This is a genomic window from Paracoccus sp. 228, from assembly GCF_000967825.1.
In the GTDB taxonomy this organism is placed as follows: domain Bacteria; phylum Pseudomonadota; class Alphaproteobacteria; order Rhodobacterales; family Rhodobacteraceae; genus Paracoccus; species Paracoccus marcusii.
Genome location: NZ_JYGY01000001.1, coordinates 449534 through 471263, shown reverse-complemented (window position 1 = coordinate 471263; position 21730 = coordinate 449534). Strand labels below are relative to the sequence as shown.

Genomic DNA, 21730 nt, shown 5'->3' with positions numbered 1-21730 from the left:
GCTGGTCCGTCAATGGCCGCCAGACTGTCATGTTTGCCCCCCTGCCGCCAGACACCAGACCGCGATGACCCGTTGACAGGCTTGGGCGATTTGCCTATCTAGCCGTCATTGGCACTCGCACCCGGTGAGTGCCAACAAAGCAACACTGCAACCTGAATCAAGGAGTGTTCGACAATGGCATTCAAACCGCTGCATGACCGCGTGCTGGTCCGTCGCGTCCAATCGGAAGAGAAGACCAAGGGCGGCCTGATCATCCCCGACAACGCCAAGGAAAAGCCCGCCGAGGGCGAGATCATTTCCGTGGGCGAAGGCGCGCGCAAGGATTCGGGCGAACTGATCGCACCGTCGGTTTCGGCTGGCGACCGCGTCCTGTTCGGCAAATGGTCGGGCACCGAAGTCACGGTCGACGGCGAAGAGCTGCTGATCATGAAGGAAAGCGACATCCTGGGTGTGCTGAGCTGATCGGCCCCAAGACGCTTCTTTCCCCCAACATTCAGGAGATTTTTCATGGCTGCTAAAGAAGTCAAATTCGGCACCGACTCGCGCGACCGCATGCTGCGCGGCGTCAACATCCTGGCCGATGCCGTCAAGGTCACGCTTGGTCCCAAGGGCCGCAACGTGGTCATCGACAAGTCGTTCGGCGCGCCCCGCATCACCAAGGACGGCGTGTCGGTCGCCAAAGAGATCGAACTGTCCGACAAGTTCGAGAACATGGGCGCCCAGATGGTCCGCGAAGTCGCTTCGCGCACCAACGACGAGGCCGGTGACGGCACCACCACCGCGACGGTCCTGGCCCAAGCCATCGTCAAGGAAGGCATGAAGGCGGTCGCCGCCGGCATGAACCCGATGGACCTCAAGCGCGGCATCGACCTGGCCACCTCGAAGGTCGTCGAGGCCATCAAGGCCGCCTCGCGCCCGGTGAACGACAGCGACGAAGTCGCGCAGGTCGGCACCATCTCGGCCAACGGCGAAGCCTCGATCGGTCGTCAGATCGCCGACGCCATGCAGAAGGTCGGCAACGAGGGTGTCATCACCGTCGAAGAGAACAAGGGGATGGAGACCGAGGTCGAAGTCGTCGAAGGCATGCAGTTCGACCGCGGCTACCTGTCGCCCTACTTCGTGACCAACCCCGACAAGATGGTCGCCGATCTGGAAGACGCCTACATCCTGCTGCACGAGAAGAAGCTGTCGTCGCTGCAGCCGATGGTTCCGCTGCTGGAAGCCGTCATCCAGTCGGGCAAGCCGCTGGTCATCATCTCGGAAGACGTCGAGGGCGAGGCTCTGGCCACGCTGGTCGTCAACAAGCTGCGCGGCGGCCTGAAGATCGCTGCCGTCAAGGCACCGGGCTTTGGTGATCGTCGCAAGGCGATGCTGCAGGATCTGGCGATCCTGACCGGCGGTCAGGTCATCAGCGAAGACCTGGGCATGAAGCTGGAGAATGTCGGCATCGACATGCTGGGCCGCGCCAAGAAGATCACGATCAACAAGGACACCACCACCATCGTCGATGGCGCCGGCGACAAGGCCGAGATCGAGGCACGCGTCAGCCAGATCCGTCAGCAGATCGAGGAAACCACCTCGGACTACGACAAGGAGAAGCTGCAGGAGCGCGTGGCCAAGCTGGCCGGCGGTGTTGCCGTGATCCGCGTCGGCGGCATGTCCGAAATCGAGGTCAAAGAGCGCAAGGACCGCGTCGATGACGCGCTGAACGCGACCCGTGCAGCTGTCCAGGAAGGCGTTGTCGTCGGCGGCGGCGTGGCTCTGGTGCAGGGCGGCAAGGTTCTGGAAGGCCTGACCGGCGCAAACAGCGACCAGGACGCAGGCATCGCCATCGTTCGCCGCGCGCTGGAGGCCCCGATGCGCCAGATCGCCGAAAACGCAGGCGTCGACGGCGCCGTCGTGGCCGGCAAGGTCCGCGAGTCGACCGACAAGTCGTTCGGTTTCAACGCCCAGACCGAGGAATATGGCGACATGTTCAAGTTCGGCGTGATCGACCCCGCAAAGGTCGTCCGCACTGCGCTGGAAGACGCCTCGTCGGTGGCCGGCCTGCTGATCACGACCGAAGCCATGATCGCCGAGAAGCCCGAGCCCAAGGGCCAGGGCGGTGCCGGCGGCGGCATGCCCGACATGGGCGGCATGGGCGGGATGATGTAATCATCCCCCTGCCCCTTGGCAGAACAGGAAAGGGCGCCCCGCGGGGCGCCCTTTTCGCATCCGACAGTGTCGATGGCCCGTCTACTTGACGATGCCGACGACGCCGATCGACTTGCACAGCGACAGAAAGCGCGACTGCGCAACCTCGCCCATCAGGTGACGGCCGGTGGACGTCAGGCGCAGCTCCAGCGTGCCGGCCGGGGTCAGGCGCAGGCTGGCCGCATCGGACGGATCGTCGATCGCGAACATCGCGCCAAAGCGCATTGCCTTGCCCAGGATCTCGGCCGCGCGGATCTCGTCGTCATCCAGCAGCGCGAACAGAGGCGCCATCTGCGATTCCGCGCGGTTGTTCTTGTAGCGGTGCAGCAGCGCCAGCCCCAGGAAGATCCGCTCGGGGTGGCTCAGCGCCGCCATGTTCGCGCGCGTGACGTTGTCGAAGCAGGCTTCGGCCCGGTAATCGGGGTGGGCGCGCCATGCGGTGTCGTGCAGCAGGCAGGCCGCCCGCATCAGGCGGTCGCGTTCGGGCGTCAGGTTCGGAAACAGCGGTAGCAGGAACTGGTACAGCTTCTTGCCGAAACCCGGCAGGCGGGCCATCTGCTTTTCGGTGAAGCGCGCCGCCTCGATCAGGGGATCGCGCTTGCGAAGCGTCGTCGACATGTGCTCATAGAGCAGCCCTTCGCGAATGCCATAGCTGGACACCGCCAGCTCCTTGGGATCGAACACCTCGATCATCTGTGACAGGACCTGCGAGGCCAGCGGCACCAGTTCGATCCGCGAGGCGGAGATGCCGACCTTGGCACGCAACGTGCCCAAGTCGTGCTTGCCGATCCAGGCGACGGTGTCGGCGACCGCGTCGGGGGTCATGCGGTATTCATGCAGGACGGTCATGGGATAGCCCACGCGCTCCATGTCCAGCCGCGCGATGGCGCGCCACGACCCGCCGACCAGATAGATCCGGTCGTGATCGGTGCCCAGCTTTTCGGCGAGCCCCTGCAGGATCGTGGTGATATGCGCGCGCAGCTGATCGGGGGCGACCTGCTGCAGGCGGAACGGGCCCAGCTGCGACGTCACGCGCCGCCCGACCTTGCCGTCCGCGACCTCCGCCAGTTCCATGGAGTTGCCGCCGATGTCGCAGACCAGCCCCTTGGCGTCGGGCCAGCCCAGCAGGACGCCCTGCGCGGACAGCCGGGCCTCCTCCTCTCCGTCGATCACGTGCAGCTTCAGGCCGGTCTCCTTCTCGACGCGGCGCTGGAAGGCGGGGCCGTCCTCGGCCTCGCGCACGGCGGCGGTCGCGACGCAGGTCAGCGGCGCGATGTCCATGCTGCGGGCCAGCGCTGCAAAACGCGCCAGCGCGGAAAAGCCGCGCTTGATCCCCTCGGGGTTCAGGCGGCCGGTGCGGGCCATGTCCTGGCCCAGACCCGCCATGACCTTTTCGTTGTAGAAATAGGCGGGCGAACGAGCCGCCCCGTCGAACACCACCAGCCGGATCGAGTTCGACCCGACATCCACCACGCCGATCCGCTTGAGGGCCCGCTTGGGCAGCTTGCGGAACTTGCCGCCGAATGGCTCGATCGTCTGGCCGCTTGTCGTGCGTACGCCGTTCATCTTGCAGCCCCTTGTCCTTGGTCGCCCGTTAAGTGGCCCGGCGGGGCCAAACCGTCAATCCGCCGAATGGGTCAGGGCCGGCACGTCACGCGCGCCTGCCGTTCCCCGTCCCGACAAGGACGGGTTTTCCATGAAGAAGCGATGACAGTTGAACAGATCGTCACGCCCCTCGGGCAGGTAACGCAGGAAACGGCCATCCGGCTGCAACAACCAGCTTTGCGCCTCGTCGGCCATGTTGGCGGCCATGACCTGGTTGACGATCTGCGCCTTGACCGTGTCGTTCACGCATTCGACCAGCGTTTCGACCCGGCGGTTCAGGTTGCGGTCCATCCAGTCGGCCGAACTGATGAAGACCCGCGCCTTGGGCGACGGCATGCCGTGGCCGGACCCGAAACACACGATCCGGCTGTGTTCCAGATAACGCCCGACGATCGACTTCACGCGAATATTCTCTGACAAACCCTTGATTCCTGGCCTGATTCCGCAAATTCCGCGAACGATCAGGCTGATGCGGACACCTGCGGCACTGGCGGCATACAGCGCCTCGATCACGTCCTTCTCGATCAGCGAGTTCATCTTGGCCCAGATCGCGCCGGGGCGGCCCTGGCGTGCATATTCGGCCTCGCGGCCGATCAGGTCGATCAGCCGCGATTTCAGGTCGATCGGAGAGATCGACAGGTTCTCCAGCCCCGCAGGCTGCACATAGCCGGACAGATAGTTGAAGACCTTGGTCGCGTCCCGGCCAAGCGCCGGGTTGCAGGTGAACAGCGACAGGTCGGTATAGATGCGCGCGGTGATCGGGTGATAGTTGCCGGTCCCGTAGTGGGTATAGGTCACCAGGCCCTCGCCCTCGCGTCGTACGATGGTGCTGATCTTGGCGTGGGTCTTGTAGTTCACGAAGCCATAGACGACATGCGCACCCGACCGCTCCAGCCGGCGCGACTGGCGGATGTTGGCGGCCTCGTCGAAGCGGGCCTTGAGTTCGACCAGTGCGGTCACCGACTTGCCGGCCTCGGCCGCCTCGCACAGCGCGTCCACGATGGGGCTGTCGCGGCTGGTGCGATACAGCGTCTGCTTGATCGCCAGCACGTCCGGGTCGCGCGCCGCCTGCGCCAGATAGCGCACGACCATGTCGAAGGTCTCGTAGGGGTGATGCAGCAGCATGTCCTTCTGGCGGATCGCCGCGAACATGTCGCCGTCATGGTCCTGGATCCGCTCGGGGACACGGGGGGTGAAGGCGGGCCACATCAGGTCGCGGCGGCTGTCCAGCACCAGTTCGCGCAGATCGGCCATGCCCAGCAGGCCCTCGACCTCGATCACCTCGTCGGGGCTGACCTCCAGCTCCTCCATGATCAGGCGGCGCAGGCGGTCGGGGGCGCCGGCGGTGATCTTCAGCCGGATGACGCTGCCGCGGCGGCGCCGCTTCAGGGCGGTCTCGAACTCGCGGACGAGGTCCTCGGCCTCCTCCTCGACCTCCAGATCGCTGTCGCGCAGCACGCGGAAGCTGCAATGGCCCGTATCGCGATAGCCGGGAAACAGGCTGGACAGATGCATCAGCAGCAGATCCTCCAGCCGCAGGAACCGCTGCCCGCCCGGCAGGGGCACGAACCGCGGCAGCTGCGCGGGGATCGGCAGCAGCGCCTGCATCTTGCGGCCATCGGTCTCGCGCGCCAGCTCCAGCGCCAGCGAAAAGCCCGCGTTCGGGATGAACGGGAACGGGTGGGCGGGGTCGATGGCCAAGGGCGACAGGACCGGAAAGACCAGGTTCTGGAAATGGCCGTTCAGAAACTCCTCCTCGGCGCGGGTCAGGCGCTGGCGGGACAGGATGACGATGCCCGCCTGCTCCATCTCCTTGCGCAGCGTGTTCCAGACGCCCTGCTGCGCGCCCATCAGGCGGCGCGCGTCGGCGTTGATCAGGGCCAGCTGTTCCGCCGGTGTCAGGCCGTCATCCGAGGGCGTGGTGCTGCCCTCGCGCACCAGTTCGCGCAGGCCGGCCACGCGGACAGTGTAGAACTCGTCCAGGTTTGTGGCGCTGATCGACACGAAGCGCAGGCGCTCCAGCAGCGGCACGCGGGGATTGCGCGCCTCGTCCAGGACGCGCCAGTTGAACGACAGCCAGGACAGCTCGCGGTTGAAGAACCGCGCGGCGCCTTCGGGAACGCCCTCGGGCAAGGTCTTGGGTTCAGGGAACGGCGTGCGAAGAAAATCGGCTTGGGTCATGATCGTCCGGCGGCTGGCGTGGACGCGATCATGCGTCACCCTCGGACAGCTTGTCCAGCAGGTCGGCCGCGATCCGGCGGGTCACCGGGCCCTTCTGCGCCATGGCCGCATGGTCCATCGCCGCGACCAGCCGACGCGCCAGGCCCAGGTCGCGATCCATGTGCAGCACCAGCCAGTCGATCAGCCCCGCAGGCACGGCCAGCTGGCGATCCGCGAACAGCTTGACCAGTACCGCGGCCATCAGCGCTTCGTCCGGCGACCCAAGCCGCACCTGCGGCATCGCGTCCATGCGCGACCGCAGATCGGGCAGCACCAGTCCCCAGTCCCGCGGCGGCGTCCGTGCGGTCAGCAGCAGCAGGCAGTCGCGGGGTCCGCACAGGTTCCACAGATGGAACAGCGCCTGTTCGGCCCCCGCGGCAAAGCCCGCGTGATCGGCATCCTCGACCACCACGGCGCCGCCGTCGGCGGCCAGCAGATCGGCGGCATCGGGGCGCAGGGCCGAGGCGCTGATGCGGCGCGCGCCGTTCTCGGCCGCCCAGAAGGCCGCCAGATGGGTCTTGCCCGACCCTTCGGGCCCGATCAGCAGCATCCGGCCCGCGGGCCAGTCCTGGGGGCGGTCCAGCGCCTTGAGCGCGGCATGGTTGGCAGGCGCGGGCAGGAAATCCGCCCGCGCATGGGCGGGTGGCGTGGTCAGGTCCAGCGTCAGCTGGCGCGAGGGCGGAAACAGGCTCAACCCGTCAGCCTTGCAGGTCGCGGCGCGCCAGGTTTTCCTGCATGGCCTCGATCTGCTGCTGGCTGCGGGCGCGGTCGGCATCCATCCGCGCGGTGCGCATCCGTGCGGCCACGGTGCCCGCGGGCACCATCTCTACCAGGATAGGCTGCGACGGTTCCGCCGGCAATGCCTGCCCGGTAAACAGCGAGCTTTCGCGATAGCGCGCGATCAGGAACCGCGCCAGCACCCCCAGCGCCGCCGCCATCGGCACTGCCATGACCAGACCGACAAAGCCGAACAGCGCGCCGAAGACCGACAGCGCCAGAAGCAGCCAGACCGGGTGCAGGCCGACATGGCCGCCGACGATCTTGGGTTGCAGATAGTTGCCTTCGACGATCTGGCCCAGGGCAAAGATCGCGACGACCGCGCCGATCCACAGCGGATCGCCCCAGAAGCTGAACAACGCCACGCCGATGGCCGTCGCGCCCCCGATCAGCACCCCGACATACGGGATGAAGGACAGGACCGCCGCCATGATCCCGATGAAGAAGCCGAAGGGAAGGCCCACCAGCATCAGCGCCAGCGCGTACCACGTCCCCAGGATGGCGATCACGACCCCCTGTCCGCGCAGGAACCCGGACAGCGCGTCGTCGATCTCGGCGGCAAGCTGGCGGATGGTCGCCGCATGTTCGCGCGGCAGCAGGTCGTCGATGGCCGCGACCAGGTGATCCCAGTCCAGCAGCAGATAGAAGGCGACCACCGGCACGATGACCAGCAGCGCCACGGTCCCCAGCACGCCGGTGACCGATCCCAGGACGGTCGATGCCAGGCGTGCGGCCTGATCGCCCATCGTCGCCTGCAGGTCGGTCAGCGTCTGCTGCAGCCCGTCGCCCTGCGGGATCAGGTTGGGAAAGCGCGTGTCCAGGAAACCCCGCGCCTGGCTGATCATTTCCGGCGCGGTCTCGATCAGGGCGGTGGCCTGGCGCACCAGGATCGGCATGACCAGCAGAACGATGGCGACGAAGGCCAGCACGACCGCAAAGGTGATCACTACCACGGACATGGTACGCGACAGACCCGCGCGTTCCAGACGGTCGGCAAGCGGGTCCAGCAGATAGGCGATGCCCGCCCCCAGGATGAACGGCAGGACGGCCTGCCCCAGCAGCCACAGCGTCACCAGCAACGTCAGCGCCGCGATGCCCCACCACATGACCTGCTTGCGTACGGGGATGCGCATGGTTCGACCCTTGTCCAGAAACCTGCGGCGAATGTGCCGCCCCGTGCGTCTGGTTGCAAGCGCGATGCTTGGCAAGGCCGGACCGATCCGGTAACGCTGCGGACCGAACCGCTTTGAAGGACCCGTGCCATGCGTCTGTCGCGCTATTTCCTGCCCGTGCTGAAGGAAGACCCCAAAGAGGCGCAGATCGTCAGCCACCGGCTGATGCTGCGCGCGGGCATGATCAAGCAGCAGACGGCGGGCATCTATTCCTGGCTGCCTTTGGGCTTCAAGGTGCTGCGGCGCATCGAGCAGATCGTGCACGAGGAGCAGGCCCGCGCCGGTCACATCCCGATGCTGATGCCCACGCTGCAGCCCGCCGACCTGTGGCGCGAAAGCGGCCGCTATGACGACTATGGCGAGGAGATGCTGCGCATCAAGGACCGCAACAAGCGCGACCTGCTGTACGGCCCCACGAACGAGGAGATGATCACCGACATCTTCCGCAGTCATGTCGGCAGCTACAAGGATTTGCCGCTGACGCTGTACCACATCCAGTGGAAGTTCCGCGACGAGATCCGCCCGCGCTTCGGCGTGATGCGTGGCCGCGAGTTCCTGATGAAGGACGGCTACAATTTCGACCTGACCAAGGAAGACGCGTTACACGCCTACAACCGCCACCTGGTCAGCTATCTGCGCAGCTATGAACGGATGGGCCTGCAGGCGATCCCGATGCGCGCCGATGGCGGCCCGATCGGCGGCGATTACACCCACGAATTCCTGGTCCTGGCCGAAACCGGGGAATCCGAGGTGTTCTATGATAGCCAGATCACCGACCTGACCTTTGGCGACCGGGACATCGACTATGACAGCGTCGAGGAATGCCAGGCCGTGCTGGAGGAGTTCACCAGCCGCTATGCCCGCACCGACGAGACGCATGACGAGGCCGTCTATGCCCAGGTCCCCGAGGAACGCCGCCGCACCGCGCGCGGCATCGAGGTCGGCCAGATCTTCTATTTCGGGACCAAGTATTCCGAACCGATGGGCGCGATGGTCCGCAACTCCGAAGGTGCGCAGGTTCCCGTGCACATGGGCAGCCACGGCATCGGCGTGTCGCGCCTGCTGGGCGCGATCATCGAGGCGAACCACGACGACAAGGGCATCATCTGGCCCGAGGGTGTGACCCCCTTCCACGTCGGCATTGTCAACCTCAAGCAGGGCGACAATTCCACCGACGCCGCCTGCGACGCGATCTATGCCGAACTGCAGGCCCGCGGCCTGGACCCGTTGTACGACGACCGGGACGAACGCGCCGGGGCAAAGTTCGCCTCGATGGACCTGATCGGACTGCCCTGGCGCATCACGGTCGGTCCGCGCGGCCTGACCAGCAACAAGGTCGAGCTGACCAGCCGCCGCACCGGCCAGACCGAGGAGGTCTCTCCCCAGGAGGCCATCGCCCGGATCGCGCAGATCTATCAGCCCGTGTTGGGCGTGACGGTCGCGGACAAGTAGGCCGCGACGGACGGTCGCCGCCGCGCTTCATCGCAAGCGTCGTGGCGACCGACCACCCGCGCATTGCCCCTCTGTGTTGGTCCGCCATCGGGGGCATGGTTGACAGGATGACCAGTGCGGATGTCAGGTTCGAACATGGCATTTTCAAAGACGCAACCGCTGCACAAGTTAGGCGGATGCTATTCGACATCGGCGATGACGTCCGACGTCCCTGAACCCCGTGAAACGCCGGCAATACCATTCGGAACGGGATGACCACGGCGACGGCCGACCGTCCCAAAGCCGGCTTGAAGCGAGGGGCGATCATGCGGTCCAAAGTTGCCCCTGCGTCACACGTCAACCTGTCCAAAAACCATGCAAATACGCGCGACAACGCACTTTCTTTTTGAATGTTGCGCCTCTAACCTGACGCGCAGGACAATGTTCCAACTGGGAGACTTCCACATGAAAAAGCTTCTTCTCGCGACCGCCGCCGGGGCGCTGATGGCCGGTGCCGCGGGCGCCGAAGAAATCAAGCTGGGCATCTCGCTCGGCTTCACCGGTCCGCTGGAATCGATGGCCCCCGCAATGCAGCAGGGCGCCGAGATGGCCATGAAGGAGGTCAGCGATTCCGGCCTTCTGCTGGACGGGTCGACCGTTGTGGCGGTCACGGGCGACAGCACCTGCATCGACGCCGCCGCGGCGACCGCGACCGTCGAGCGTCTGATCGCATCCGAAGGCATCAAGGGCTTGATCGGCGGCATGTGCTCGGGCGAGACCATCGCCTCGCTGGAGAACGTCGCAAAGGCGAACGGCATCGTGATGATCTCTCCGTCGGCCACCTCGCCCGCGCTGACCGACATCGAGGATGACGGACTGTTCTTCCGCACCGCCCCGTCGGATGCCCGCCAGGGCGAGGTGATGGCCCAGATCATCGCCGACCGCGGCATCGAAACCGTCGCCGTGACCTACACGAACAACGACTATGGCAAGGGCTTGGCGGACAGCTTTGCCGCGGCCTTTACCGCCAATGGCGGCACCGTGACCGTCAACAGCGCGCATGACGACGGCAAGGCCGACTATTCGGCCGAGATCGCGGCCCTGTCGGCCGCGGGCGGCGATGCGCTGGTCGTGGTGGGCTATGTCGACCAGGGCGGTTCGGGCATCGTGCGCGGCGCGCTGGACAGCGGCGCCTTCGAGACCTTCGTGTTCCCGGACGGCATGGTCGGCCAAGCGCTGGAGGACAACTTCGGGTCGGAGATCGAGGGCAGCTTCGGTCAGAACCCCGCAGCCGAGGGCGAAGGCCGCGAGGCCTATCTGGCGATGGCCGAGACCGCGGGCTTTGACGGCTCGGGCGCCTTTTCGGCCGAGGCCTATGACGCGGCGGCGCTGATGCTGCTGGCGATGGCCAAGTCCAAGTCGTCGGACCCGGCGGTCTACAAGGAGCACATCATGGACGTGGCCAACGGCCCCGGCGAGGAGATCCTGCCGGGCGAATTGGCCAAGGCGCTGGAGATCATCAACGGCGGCGGCGACGTCGATTATGTCGGCGGCACCTCGGTCGAGCTGGTGGGTCCGGGCGAATCCGCGGGCACCTTCCGCGAGATCCAGTTCACCGACGGCAAGCTGGAAGTGGTCGGCTATCGCTGATCGCAGACCTGAACAGGCGGCCCGGCACCATCTTGGTGCCGGGCCGTTTTGCAAAGATAACAGCCGCTTGACGGCACATCTTCACCAGGAATGTGAAGACAGGGAAGGTGACGCATGATCCGTGTCGAGGATCTTCACAGACATTTCGGCGGCTTTCGCGCCGTGGACGGCGCCAGCCTGACGATCGAGACCGGCTCGATCACCGGGCTGATCGGGCCGAACGGCGCGGGCAAGTCGACGCTGTTCAACGTGATCGCGGGCGTGCTGCCCCCCACGTCAGGCCGCGTCTTCATGGACGGCGAGGACATCAGCGGCCTGCCGCCGCACGAGCTGTTTCACAAGGGCCTGCTGCGCACCTTCCAGCTGGCGCATGAGTTCAGCTCGATGACTGTGCGCGAGAACCTGATGATGGTCCCCGGCGCGCAATCCGGAGAGACGATCTGGAAGACCTGGTTCCAGCGCGGCCGGATCGAGCGCGAGGAGGCCGAACTGAAGCGCAAGGCGGATGAGGTTCTGGACTTCCTGACCATCCGCCACCTGACCCATGAGAAGGCCGGCAACCTGTCCGGCGGCCAGAAGAAGCTGCTGGAGCTGGGCCGCACGATGATGGTCGACGCCAAGATCGTCTTCCTGGACGAGGTCGGCGCGGGCGTGAACCGCACCCTGCTGATGACCATCGCCGACGCGATCATCCGTCTGAACAAGGAACGCGGCTATACCTTCTGCGTGATCGAGCATGACATGGATTTCATCGGCAAGCTGTGCGACCCGGTGATCGTGATGGCCGAGGGCAAGGTTCTTGCCAAGGGCAGCGCCCAGGACATCATGAAGAACGAGGCGGTGATCGAGGCCTATCTGGGCACCGGCCTGAAGAACAAGGACATGGTGGGCGCATGAGCGACGCAGGCTTTGGCAATCGCGGCAACCGCGACGCCTCGGTGGTGAACATCAAGGGGATGGGCCAGATCGACGGCACACGGCGGTCCGGACCGGTGGGCGCCGGTCGCGCGGGCGATCCATTTCTAATCGGCGAGGCGATGACAGGCGGGTACGGCAAGGGCGCCGACATCCTGCACGACTGCACCATCGCGGTCGAACAGGGCCAGATCGCGGTGATCGTCGGCCCCAACGGCGCGGGCAAATCCACGGCCATGAAGGCCATATTCGGCATGTTGAACCTGCGCCAGGGATCGGTGCGGTTGAACGGTCAGGACATCACCGCGCTGAACCCCCAGGACCGGGTCAAGGCGGGCATGGGGTTCGTCCCGCAGGTCAACAACATCTTCCCGTCCATGACGGTCGAGGAGAACCTGGAGATGGGCGCCTATATCCGCCGCGACGATATCCGCGCGACGATGGAGCAGGTCTATGACCTGTTCCCCGCCGTCGCTGCCAAGCGCCGCCAGGCCGCGGGCGAACTGTCGGGCGGTCAACGCCAGCAGGTCGCCGTCGGTCGTGCGCTGATGACCCGACCCAAGGTGCTGATGCTGGACGAACCCACCGCGGGCGTCAGCCCCATCGTCATGGACGAGCTGTTCGACCGCATCATTGCCATCGCGCGGGGCGGTCTGCCTGTCCTGATGGTCGAACAGAACGCACGCCAGGCGATGATGATCGCCGACAAGGCCTATGTGCTGGTGCAGGGCGCGAACGCCCATACCGGCACCGGGGCCGACCTGATGCAGAACGACGAGGTGCGTCGCACCTTCCTGGGGGGCTGAGCCGTGGATATCCTGAACGCCCTCGTGGTCTTTCTGAACTTCGTCTTCATCCCGGCCGCCGCCTATGGCGCGCAGCTGGCGCTTGGCGCCCTGGGCGTCACGCTGATCTATGGCATCCTGCGGTTTTCGAACTTTGCGCATGGCGACACAATGGCCTTTGGCACGGGAATCGTGATCCTGCTGACCTGGGGGCTGCAATCCCTGGGCGTCAGCGCGGGCCCGCTGCCCACGGCGCTGATCGCCCTGCCCCTTGGCATCGCGCTGACGGCGCTGCTGGTGCTGGGCACCGACCGCGCAGTCTATAAATTCTATCGCCGGCAGAAGGCTGCGCCGATCATCCTGGTGATGGCATCGGTCGGCGTGATGTTCGTGATGAACGGCCTGACCCGCATCCTGATCGGCGTGGACGAGATCCGCTTTGACGACGGCGCGCGCTTTCTGATCGCGGTCCGCGATTTCCGCGAGATGACCGGGCTGGAGGAAGGCTTGGCGCTGCGCTCGACCCAGGCGCTGACCGTGGGGGTGGCGCTGATCGTGATGATCGCGCTGTTCTGGTTCCTGAACCGCACGAAGTCGGGCAAGGCCATGCGCGCCTATTCCGACAACGAGGATCTGGCCCTGCTGTCGGGCATCGACCCGGAACGCGTCGTGCGCCTGACCTGGATCATCGCGGCCGCGCTGGCGACCATCGCGGGCACGCTTTACGGGTTGGACAAGTCGTTCAAGGCCTTCAACTATTTTCAGATCCTACTGCCGATCTTTGCTGCGGCGATCGTCGGGGGCCTGGGCAATCCGCTTGGCGCCATCGCGGGCGGCTTCCTGGTGGCCTTTTCCGAGGTCGCGGTGACCTATCCGTGGGTCAAGGTCGTGGGCTATCTGGCGCCTTGGTACGAACCCGGCGGGCTGATGCAGCTTCTGGGCACGGAATACAAATTCGCGGTCAGCTTTGTGATCCTGATCGTCGTCCTGCTGTTCAGGCCCACCGGCCTGTTCCGCGGCAAATCGGTCTGAGGGGGAGAGATCATGGCAACCAACCGTCAAGCCGCGACATCCGCCAGCCCCTGGCGCGCGCCGATCCTGTTCGGGGTGCTGGCCATCCTGTTCGTGCTGGAGGGCACGGTCCGGAACAGCATGTTCTCGGGCAGCTGGAACACCTCGCTGGCGATCCTGAACATGGGGCTGCTGTCCGCGATCACCGCCCTGGGCGTCAACATGCAATGGGGCTATGCGGGCCTGTTCAACGTGGGCGTGGTGGGCTTTCTGGCGATGGGCGCGCTGGCCCCCGTCCTGGTGTCGCTGCCCCCGGTCGAAGGAGCATGGGCCGCGGGTGGCACGCGGCTGATGCTGGCGCTGGCCGTGGGCGTAGGGACGCTGGCCATGGCCAAGCTGGCCTGGACGCGCACCCGCAGCGGCATCCTGACCGCGGTCGTGCTGATCGGCGGCTTTGTCGCCTATCGCTGGCTGTTCGATCCCGCTGTCATCGCGATCGAGGCGAACAACCCGGCCCGCAACGGCAATATCGGCGGCCTCGGCCTGCCGGTGCTGCTGTCCTGGGTGGTGGGCGGCCTGTTCGCGGCCGCTGCGGCCTGGGCCATCGGCAAGGTCGCCCTTGGCCTGCGGTCCGATTACCTGGCCATCGCCACGCTTGGCATCGGCGAGATCATCGTGGCCGTGACGAAGAACGAGGACTGGCTGGCCCGTGGGGTCAAGAACATCACCTCGATCCCGCGCCCCGTCGCGCAGGAGGTGGCCCTGCAGCGCAACCCGGATTTCGTCGACTTTGCCGCCAGCTGGGGCTTCCCCGCGGCCGAGGCGTCGGGCATCTGGGTCAAGCTGTCCTACATGTCGCTGTTCCTGGTCGTGCTGCTGGTCATCATCCTGCTGGCCGAACTGGCGCTGAAATCGCCCTGGGGCCGCATGATGCGCGCCATCCGCGACAACGAGACCGCGGCCGAGGCGATGGGCAAGGACGTGACCAGCCGCCACCTGCAGGTGTTCATCCTGGGGTCGGCGGTCATCGGGGTCGCGGGGGCGATGATGGTGACGCTGGACGGGCTCTTGGCGCCGACAAGCTACAACCCGCTGCGCTATACCTTCCTGATCTGGGTGATGGTGATCGTCGGCGGGTCCGGCAACAACTGGGGTGCGGTGCTGGGGGCCGTCACCATCTGGTTCCTGTGGATCAAGGCCGAGGTCTGGGGCCCTGCCCTGATCGCCATGCTGACCGGGCCGATGGCCGACGGGCCGGTCAAGGCGCACCTGCTGGACAGCGCGCCGCACATGCGCTTCATCGCGATGGGGGCGGTGCTGCTGCTGGTGCTGCGCTTTGCGCCACGGGGCCTGCTGCCCGAAAAATAAGGCGACGTGGGAAAGGGGCGCGGATCACACCGCGCCCCTTGTCCGTTCAGCGGCAGTTGTTGCCCAGGACCGTGCTGTGCCACAGCCGCCCGTCCGCGCCGCGCGCGACCCCGCTGCCGATTTGATAGCTGAGCTGTCCCAGGACCTGTTCCCGCTGCGGGCCGGGGACAAGCCACGCGTTGACGGTTCCTTCGGGCGTGCCGCCGGCGCCGACCAGCTGGACCACGCCGCAGGTCGGATAGCCCACGGACCGCGCGCGGTCGACGACGTTCGACCCGTTCGACCCGGCCACGTCCGCGCGGCCCATCCGCGCCATGTCGCAGGCATGGGCCAGCGCGATGCGGTCCAGTTCCGCACTGCTGGCCAGTGTGTTCTTGCCCTCGGCCGCGCGGGCGGCGTTGACGGCGGCAGACAGGCGTAGCCCCGCATCGACCTCTCCGCGGCATTCTGTGGCCAGCGCCTGATCGGCGGGGGCCTGCGGGGCCGTCAGGCCGGGAATCGGCATCTGGCAGGCAGACAGGGCCAGAACGCAGGTGGCGGCAAGGGACAAGCGCTTCATCGGGACATACCTTTTGCACGGATCGGGGTGATTGACCCCGAACGCGCGCGGGTTTCGTCGGTTCCCGCCCGCCCCGGCGCCGAAATGCTTGCAAGGTGCTGAAACCGCGCTTAAAGCGCACCCATGACCCAGCACCAGCGCCTTCTGATCATCGACTTCGGCAGCCAGGTGACGCAGCTGATCGCGCGTCGCCTGCGTGAACTGAACGTCTATTGCGAAATCCACCCGTTCAACACGGTGACCGACGACACGCTGCGCCAGATGGCGCCGCAGGCGATCATCCTGTCGGGCGGTCCCGCCAGCGTCACGACCGACGGCAGCCCGCGCGCGCCCCAGGCCGTGTTCGACATGGGCGTGCCCGTCTTTGGCATCTGCTATGGCCAGCAGGTGATGATGGAGCAGCTGGGCGGCCGGGTCGAGGCCGGGCACCACGCCGAATACGGCCGCGCTTTCATCGCGCCCGCGCCGGGCCACAAGTCCGACGGCATCTTTGCCGGCCTGTTCGACACGGGCCGCGAAGAGGTCTGGATGAGCCATGGCGACCGCGTCACCAGCCTTGCGCCGGGCTTCGAGGTCATCGGCACCTCGCCCAACGCACCCATGGCGATGATCGCGGACGAGGCGCGCCATTTCTATGCCGTCCAGTTCCACCCCGAGGTGCATCACACGCCGAACGGCCGCACCATGCTGGAGAACTTCGTCCGGCTGGCGGGCTTCACCGGCGACTGGACCATGGCCAGCTACAAGGACGAGGCAATCCGCAAAATCCGCGAGACCGTGGGCGACCGCAAGGTCATCTGCGGCCTGTCGGGCGGCGTGGATTCGTCGGTGGCGGCGGTCCTGATCCACGAGGCGATCGGCGACCAGCTGACCTGCGTCTTCGTCGATCACGGGTTGCTGCGGCTGAACGAGGGCGAGGACGTCGTCAAGATGTTCCGCGACAACTACAATATTCCGCTGATCCATGCGAACGAGGCCGACCTGTTCCTGGGATCGCTGGAGGGCGTCAGCGACCCCGAGGTCAAGCGCAAGACCATCGGCCGGCTGTTCATCGACGTGTTCCAGAAATACGCCAGCCAGATCGAGGGCGCCGATTTCCTGGCGCAGGGGACGCTATACCCGGACGTGATCGAAAGCGTCAGCTTCAGCGGCGGCCCGTCGGTCACGATCAAGTCGCACCACAACGTCGGCGGCCTGCCCGAGAAGATGGGCCTGAAGCTGGTGGAACCCCTGCGCGAACTGTTCAAGGACGAAGTCCGCGAACTGGGCCGTGAACTGGGCCTGCCCGAGAGCTTCATCGGCCGCCACCCCTTCCCCGGGCCTGGTCTGGCCATCCGCTGCCCAGGAGAGATCACCCGCGAAAAGCTGGAGATCCTACGCAAGGCCGACGCGGTCTTCATCGACCAGATCCGCAAGCACGGTCTGTACGACGAGATCTGGCAGGCCTTCGTGGCGATCCTGCCCGTGCGCACGGTGGGCGTCATGGGCGACGGGCGGACCTATGATTTCGCCTGCGCGCTGCGGGCCGTGACCTCGGTCGACGGGATGACGGCGGACTATTATCCCTTCACCCACGATTTCCTGGGCGAGACCGCGACACGGATCATCAACGAGGTCAAGGGCATCAACCGTTGCACCTATGACATCACGTCCAAGCCGCCAGGCACGATCGAATGGGAATGACGCGGCACCGCGTCGCATGACATGTCGGGAACGCGCAGGGCAACCTGCGCGTCCTTGTCATTCTGGGGGTGTGGAATGCGTCTGATCCTGGTGCTGGGCGACCAGCTGTCGCCTGACCTGTCAGCGTTGCGCGAAGCGCGCCCCGACGATCTGATCGTGATGGCCGAGGTGATGTCCGAGGCCAGCTATGTCCCCCACCACCCACAGAAGATCGCCTTCCTGTTCGCCGCGATGCGCAAGTTCGCGGACCGTCTGCGCGAGGCCGGCCACCGCGTCGCCTATGCGACGCTGGACGATCCGGACAACACCCAGTCCATTCCCGGAGAGCTGCTGCGCCATGCCGCGGCGCATGGCGCCGAGCGCGTGATCGCCACGCGGTCCGGGGAATGGCGCCTGATCGCCGCGCTGGACGACCTGCCCGTGCCCGTCACGCAGCTGCCCGACGACCGCTTCGTCTGCAGCCAGCCCGAATTCGAAGCCTGGGCCGACGGCCGCAAGGAATTGCGGATGGAGTGGTTCTATCGCGAGATGCGCCGCAAGACCGGGCTGCTGATGGAGGGCGACCAACCGATGGGCGGCAAGTGGAACTTCGACCACGACAACCGCAAGCCCGCCCAGGCCGACCTGCTGCGCATCCCCCCGCCCCGGTTCGAACCGGACGCGGTGACCGCCCAGGTTCTGGACCTGGTCGAGGCACGGTTTTCCGACAATTTCGGCCGTCTGCGGCCCTTTGGCTATGCCACCGACCGGGCCGGCGCGCTGCAGGTCCTGGCGCATTTCATCGACCATGCGCTGGACGAGTTCGGCCCCTATCAGGACGCGATGCTGCAGGACGATCCGTTCCTGCATCATTCGATCCTGTCGCCCTATATCAACGCGGGCCTGCTATCCTCGATGGAGGTGTGTCAGGCCGCCGCTGACGCCCATGCCGCGGGAAAGGTGCGCCTGAATTCTGCGGAAGGATTCATCCGCCAGATCATCGGCTGGCGCGAATACATGCGCGGCATCTATTTCCTGGAAGGCCCTGACTATACCGCGCGCAACGTGCTGGGGCATGACCGCGACCTGCCACCGGTCTACTGGGGTGCGCCCACGCGGATGAACTGCATGGCGCAGGCGGTGGGACAGACCCGCGATCACGCCTATGCGCATCATATCCAGCGGCTGATGGTGACGGGCAACTTCGCCCTGCTGGCGGGGATCGATCCGGCGCAGGTCCATGAATGGTATCTGGCCGTCTATGTCGATGCCTATGAATGGGTCGAGGCACCCAACGTCATCGGGATGAGCCAGTTCGCGGATGGCGGCGTGGTCGGGTCCAAGCCCTATGTCAGTTCGGGCAACTACATCGCCAAAATGTCGGATTATTGTGGCGGATGCGCCTACAAGGTGACGCAGAAGACCGGCCCCGGCGCCTGCCCGTTCAACGTGCTCTATTGGGATTTCATGGTGCGTCATCGCGACCGGTTCCAGTCGAACCCCCGCATCGGGCGCGCCTATGCGACCTGGGACCGGATGGACGCCGACAAGCGCCGCCAGATCCGCAGCGACGCGGCCGCGTTCCTGGACCGCCTGGATGCGGGCGATCCGGTCTGAGCCGCTTGACGCGGGGCTGCCGTGCCGCCACGCTGCCCGCCGATCAGCGAAAGGACCTGCCGATGGATTGCGCCTGCGGCCATGCCCATACCCCCGCCCTGGACCCCTCTGGCACGCCGGTGCCCCTGTCGCCTGCCCCCGTCGCCCTGCACGGACGCCTGATCTGTCACGACACGGCACAGATGCTGACCGCGCTGGACCTGCTGCAGGATCATGCCGATGCCAGCCGCGCCGAGCCGGGATGCCTGCGCTTTGACATCGCGCAATCCGACGACCCGATGGTCTGGACCCTGTCCGAGGTCTTTGCCGATGACGACGCGTTCGCGGCGCATCAGGCCCGCACGGCATCCAGCCCCTGGGGCCTGCGCAGCCGCGACATGGGCCGCGATTTTCATCGCCACGCCGCTCAAGTCATGATCCGGCCCGAGGTCCCGTCGGATCACGCAGCCCTGGACACCCTGCTGGTACGCGCATTCGATGGCCCGGCCGAGGCCCGCCTGCTGCGCGCGCTGCGGGCTGATGGCGATCTGTCCCACGCGCTGGTGGCCCATGTCGAAGGGGTGCCGGTCGGCCTTGTCGCCCTGTCACCCCTGCAGGCGGCGGAACCCGCATTCGCCTTGGCGCCGCTGGCTGTCCATCCGGCCATGCAGCGGCGCGGCATCGGTCGGGCGCTGATCGATGCCGCACTGCGCGCCGCGACGGGGCCGGTCGTGGTCCTGGGCGATCCCACGGTCTATGCCGGATCGGGTTTCGTCCCCGCGGATCTGGCATCCCCCTATGCGGGGCCTGGCCTGCAGATCCACGGCAGTCTGCCCCGGGGCAGCGCCGTGACCCATGCCGGGGCCTTTACGGCCCTGTGACGGCGCGCCCCTTGCGGCGCTGCCCGGCAGGGTCCACATCTGACGCCGAAGCATTCTGAAAGGACCCACCATGGCAGGCAACACCGTCTTCGATGCAACCGATCCGGCGCGCGCCAAGGGCGATTTCGGCACCCTGCCCGAATGGGATCTCAGCGACCTCTATACCGCCCCCGACAGCCCCGAACTGACCGCGGACATCGCGCGCATCGAGACGCAGGCGCAGGCCTTTGCCGCCGAATACCAGGGCAAGCTGGCCGACCTGACGCCCGCGCAGATGCTTCAGGCGGTCGAGGCGTTCGAGCAAATCAATATCCTGGCCGGGCGCGTCATGTCCTATATCGGGCTACGCTATTACCAGAACACCACCGACCCGGTGCGTGCCAAGCAGATGGGCGACCTGCAGGCGCGCATCACCGATCTGACGACGCCGATCATCTTCTTCTCGCTGGAGTTCAACCGCATCCCCGATGCGACCTACGAAGCCATGTTCACCGCCGCGGACGGCCCTGCCCGCTACAAGCCGGTCTTCGACCGGATGCGCGCGATGCGGCCCCACCAACTGTCGGACGAGCTGGAGCAGTTCCTGCACGACACTTCGGTCGTCGGCGCCGCCGCCTGGAACCGTCTCTTCGACGAGACGACCGCCGCCCTGACCTTTGACGTCGACGGAGAGACTCTGGGCCTGGAGGCCACACTGAACCTGCTGACCGACCACGACCGGGCACGCCGCGAGGCCGCCGCCCATGCGCTGGCCAGGGTCTTCACCGCGAATGTCGGGCTGTTCACGCGCATCCACAACACGCTGGCCAAGGAAATGGCGATCGAGGACAAGTGGCGCAAGATGCCCACGCCGCAATACGGCCGTCACCTGTCGAACCATGTCGAACCCGAGGTGGTCGAGGCGCTGCGCAATGCCGTCACCGCCGCCTATCCCCGCCTGTCGCACCGCTATTACGCGCTGAAGGCGAAATGGCTGGGGCTGGACAAGCTTCAGGTCTGGGACCGGAACGCGCCGCTGCCGACCGATGCGCCCCGCGTGATCGACTGGCCCGAGGCGCGGTCGACGGTCCTGGACGCCTATGCCGGCTTCTCGCCGGAACTGGCCGAACTGGCCGAACCGTTCTTCGACAGGGGCTGGATCGACGCGGGCGTCAAGCCGGGCAAGGCGCCGGGCGCGTTCGCGCACCCGACCGTCTCGACCGCGCATCCTTATATTCTCCTGAACTATCTGGGCAAACCGCGCGACGTGATGACCTTGGCGCACGAACTGGGCCACGGCGTTCACCAACGTCTGGCCGCCCGTCAGGGGGAGCTGCTGTCCTCGACGCCGCTGACCCTGGCGGAAACCGCGTCTGTCTTCGGAGAGATGCTGACCTTTCGCGCGCTGCTGGCCAAGACCACCGACCCCGCGCAGAAGAAGGCCCTGCTGGCGGGCAAGGTCGAGGACATGATCAACACGGTCGTCCGTCAGATCGCGTTCTATGATTTTGAGTGCCGCCTGCACGCCGCCCGCGCCGAGGGAGAACTGACCCCCGACGACATCAACGCGCTGTGGATGGCCGTCCAGCATGAAAGCCTGGGCCCGGTCTTCGAATACATGCCGGGATACGAGACGTTCTGGACCTATGTCCCGCATTTCGTGCATTCGCCCTTCTACGTCTATGCCTACGCTTTCGGCGACGGGCTGGTGAACGCGCTCTATGCCACCTACGAGGACGGCCTGCCGGACTTTCAGGACAAGTATTTCGACCTGCTGAAGGCAGGCGGCTCCAAGCATCACCGCGAACTGCTGGCACCGTTCGGCCTGGATGCGTCCGACCCGGCCTTCTGGGACAAGGGCCTGTCCATGATCGAGAGCCTGATCGACCAGCTGGAGGCGCTGGAGGCGTGATCCCGTCTGGCGTC

At 66.2% G+C, this 21730-nt stretch carries 17 protein-coding genes; 12 read left to right on the top strand and 5 right to left on the bottom strand.

Annotated elements, in window-relative coordinates; all coding sequences use genetic code 11:
- Nucleotides 1–174 precede the first annotated feature (174 nt).
- Together SY26_RS02225 and groL are read left to right on the top strand one after the other, a co-directional pair.
- The gene (locus SY26_RS02225) at nucleotides 175–462 is read left to right on the top strand and encodes a co-chaperone GroES (protein WP_045981205.1); all 288 of its coding nucleotides are present in this window, start codon (nucleotides 175–177) and stop codon (nucleotides 460–462) included.
- Nucleotides 463–507: 45 nt separating this feature from the next.
- Nucleotides 508–2154 (top strand): chaperonin GroEL, encoded by a 1647-nt coding sequence (gene groL / locus SY26_RS02220; RefSeq protein ID WP_045999090.1) that lies wholly within the window; start codon nucleotides 508–510, stop codon nucleotides 2152–2154.
- A gap of 81 nt (nucleotides 2155–2235) precedes the next feature.
- On the opposite strand, the gene SY26_RS02215 is transcribed toward groL, so the two are convergent.
- The 4 genes from SY26_RS02215 to SY26_RS02200 are packed head-to-tail and all read right to left on the bottom strand — an operon-like array spanning nucleotide 2236 to nucleotide 7928.
- The gene (locus SY26_RS02215; RefSeq protein WP_045999089.1) at nucleotides 2236–3759 is read right to left on the bottom strand and encodes a Ppx/GppA family phosphatase; all 1524 of its coding nucleotides are present in this window, start codon (nucleotides 3757–3759) and stop codon (nucleotides 2236–2238) included.
- A 54-nt stretch (nucleotides 3760–3813) separates the two neighbouring features.
- Nucleotides 3814–5979 carry an RNA degradosome polyphosphate kinase gene (locus tag SY26_RS02210; RefSeq protein WP_045981326.1) on the bottom strand — a complete coding sequence of 722 codons (2166 nt, stop codon included), beginning with the start codon at nucleotides 5977–5979 and terminating at the stop codon, nucleotides 3814–3816.
- 28 nt (nucleotides 5980–6007) lie between these two features.
- On the bottom strand, nucleotides 6008–6712 hold the full coding sequence (locus tag SY26_RS02205; RefSeq protein WP_331497796.1) for a chromosomal replication initiator DnaA: 705 nt from the start codon (nucleotides 6710–6712) through the stop codon (nucleotides 6008–6010).
- A gap of 4 nt (nucleotides 6713–6716) precedes the next feature.
- A complete protein-coding gene (locus SY26_RS02200) occupies nucleotides 6717–7928 on the bottom strand; it encodes an AI-2E family transporter (protein WP_064503533.1) in 1212 nt (403 codons plus the stop codon).
- A gap of 129 nt (nucleotides 7929–8057) precedes the next feature.
- On the opposite strand from SY26_RS02200, the gene proS reads away from it, so the two are divergent.
- The 6 genes from proS to SY26_RS02170 all read left to right on the top strand — a co-directional run bounded on the left by proS (nucleotide 8058) and on the right by SY26_RS02170 (nucleotide 15127).
- Nucleotides 8058–9419: a proline--tRNA ligase gene (gene proS / locus SY26_RS02195; RefSeq protein WP_045999088.1), complete on the top strand. Its 1362-nt coding sequence runs from the start codon at nucleotides 8058–8060 to the stop codon at nucleotides 9417–9419.
- A 444-nt stretch (nucleotides 9420–9863) separates the two neighbouring features.
- Nucleotides 9864–11048: an ABC transporter substrate-binding protein gene (locus tag SY26_RS02190; protein ID WP_045999611.1), complete on the top strand. Its 1185-nt coding sequence runs from the start codon at nucleotides 9864–9866 to the stop codon at nucleotides 11046–11048.
- A gap of 114 nt (nucleotides 11049–11162) precedes the next feature.
- Nucleotides 11163–11945 carry an ABC transporter ATP-binding protein gene (locus tag SY26_RS02185; protein ID WP_045981209.1) on the top strand — a complete coding sequence of 261 codons (783 nt, stop codon included), beginning with the start codon at nucleotides 11163–11165 and terminating at the stop codon, nucleotides 11943–11945.
- A complete protein-coding gene (locus SY26_RS02180) occupies nucleotides 11942–12769 on the top strand; it encodes an ABC transporter ATP-binding protein (RefSeq protein WP_084693643.1) in 828 nt (275 codons plus the stop codon). The genes SY26_RS02185 and SY26_RS02180 overlap by 4 nt, the downstream gene beginning before the upstream one ends.
- A 3-nt stretch (nucleotides 12770–12772) precedes the next feature.
- Nucleotides 12773–13780 (top strand): branched-chain amino acid ABC transporter permease, encoded by a 1008-nt coding sequence (locus SY26_RS02175; RefSeq protein WP_045999087.1) that lies wholly within the window; start codon nucleotides 12773–12775, stop codon nucleotides 13778–13780.
- Nucleotides 13781–13792: 12 nt separating this feature from the next.
- On the top strand, nucleotides 13793–15127 hold the full coding sequence (locus SY26_RS02170) for a branched-chain amino acid ABC transporter permease (protein ID WP_045999086.1): 1335 nt from the start codon (nucleotides 13793–13795) through the stop codon (nucleotides 15125–15127).
- Between the two features lie 46 nt (nucleotides 15128–15173).
- Here SY26_RS02170 and SY26_RS19755 read toward each other — a convergent pair whose 3' ends face one another.
- The gene (locus SY26_RS19755) at nucleotides 15174–15686 is read right to left on the bottom strand and encodes a CAP domain-containing protein (RefSeq protein WP_052715082.1); all 513 of its coding nucleotides are present in this window, start codon (nucleotides 15684–15686) and stop codon (nucleotides 15174–15176) included.
- Nucleotides 15687–15809: 123 nt separating this feature from the next.
- On the opposite strand from SY26_RS19755, the gene guaA reads away from it, so the two are divergent.
- The 4 genes from guaA (at nucleotide 15810) to SY26_RS02140 (ending at nucleotide 21716) form a co-directional block, all read left to right on the top strand.
- Nucleotides 15810–17369 (top strand): glutamine-hydrolyzing GMP synthase, encoded by a 1560-nt coding sequence (gene guaA / locus SY26_RS02160; protein WP_045999085.1) that lies wholly within the window; start codon nucleotides 15810–15812, stop codon nucleotides 17367–17369.
- Nucleotides 17370–17444: 75 nt separating this feature from the next.
- Complete coding sequence (locus SY26_RS02155) at nucleotides 17445–18965, top strand: cryptochrome/photolyase family protein (RefSeq protein WP_045999084.1); 1521 nt, start codon at nucleotides 17445–17447, stop codon at nucleotides 18963–18965.
- 62 nt (nucleotides 18966–19027) lie between these two features.
- Nucleotides 19028–19825, top strand: a complete 798-nt coding sequence (locus SY26_RS19750; RefSeq protein ID WP_052715081.1) for a GNAT family N-acetyltransferase — start codon at nucleotides 19028–19030, stop codon at nucleotides 19823–19825.
- Between the two features lie 70 nt (nucleotides 19826–19895).
- Nucleotides 19896–21716, top strand: a complete 1821-nt coding sequence (locus SY26_RS02140; protein ID WP_045999083.1) for a M3 family oligoendopeptidase — start codon at nucleotides 19896–19898, stop codon at nucleotides 21714–21716.
- Nucleotides 21717–21730 lie beyond the last annotated feature (14 nt).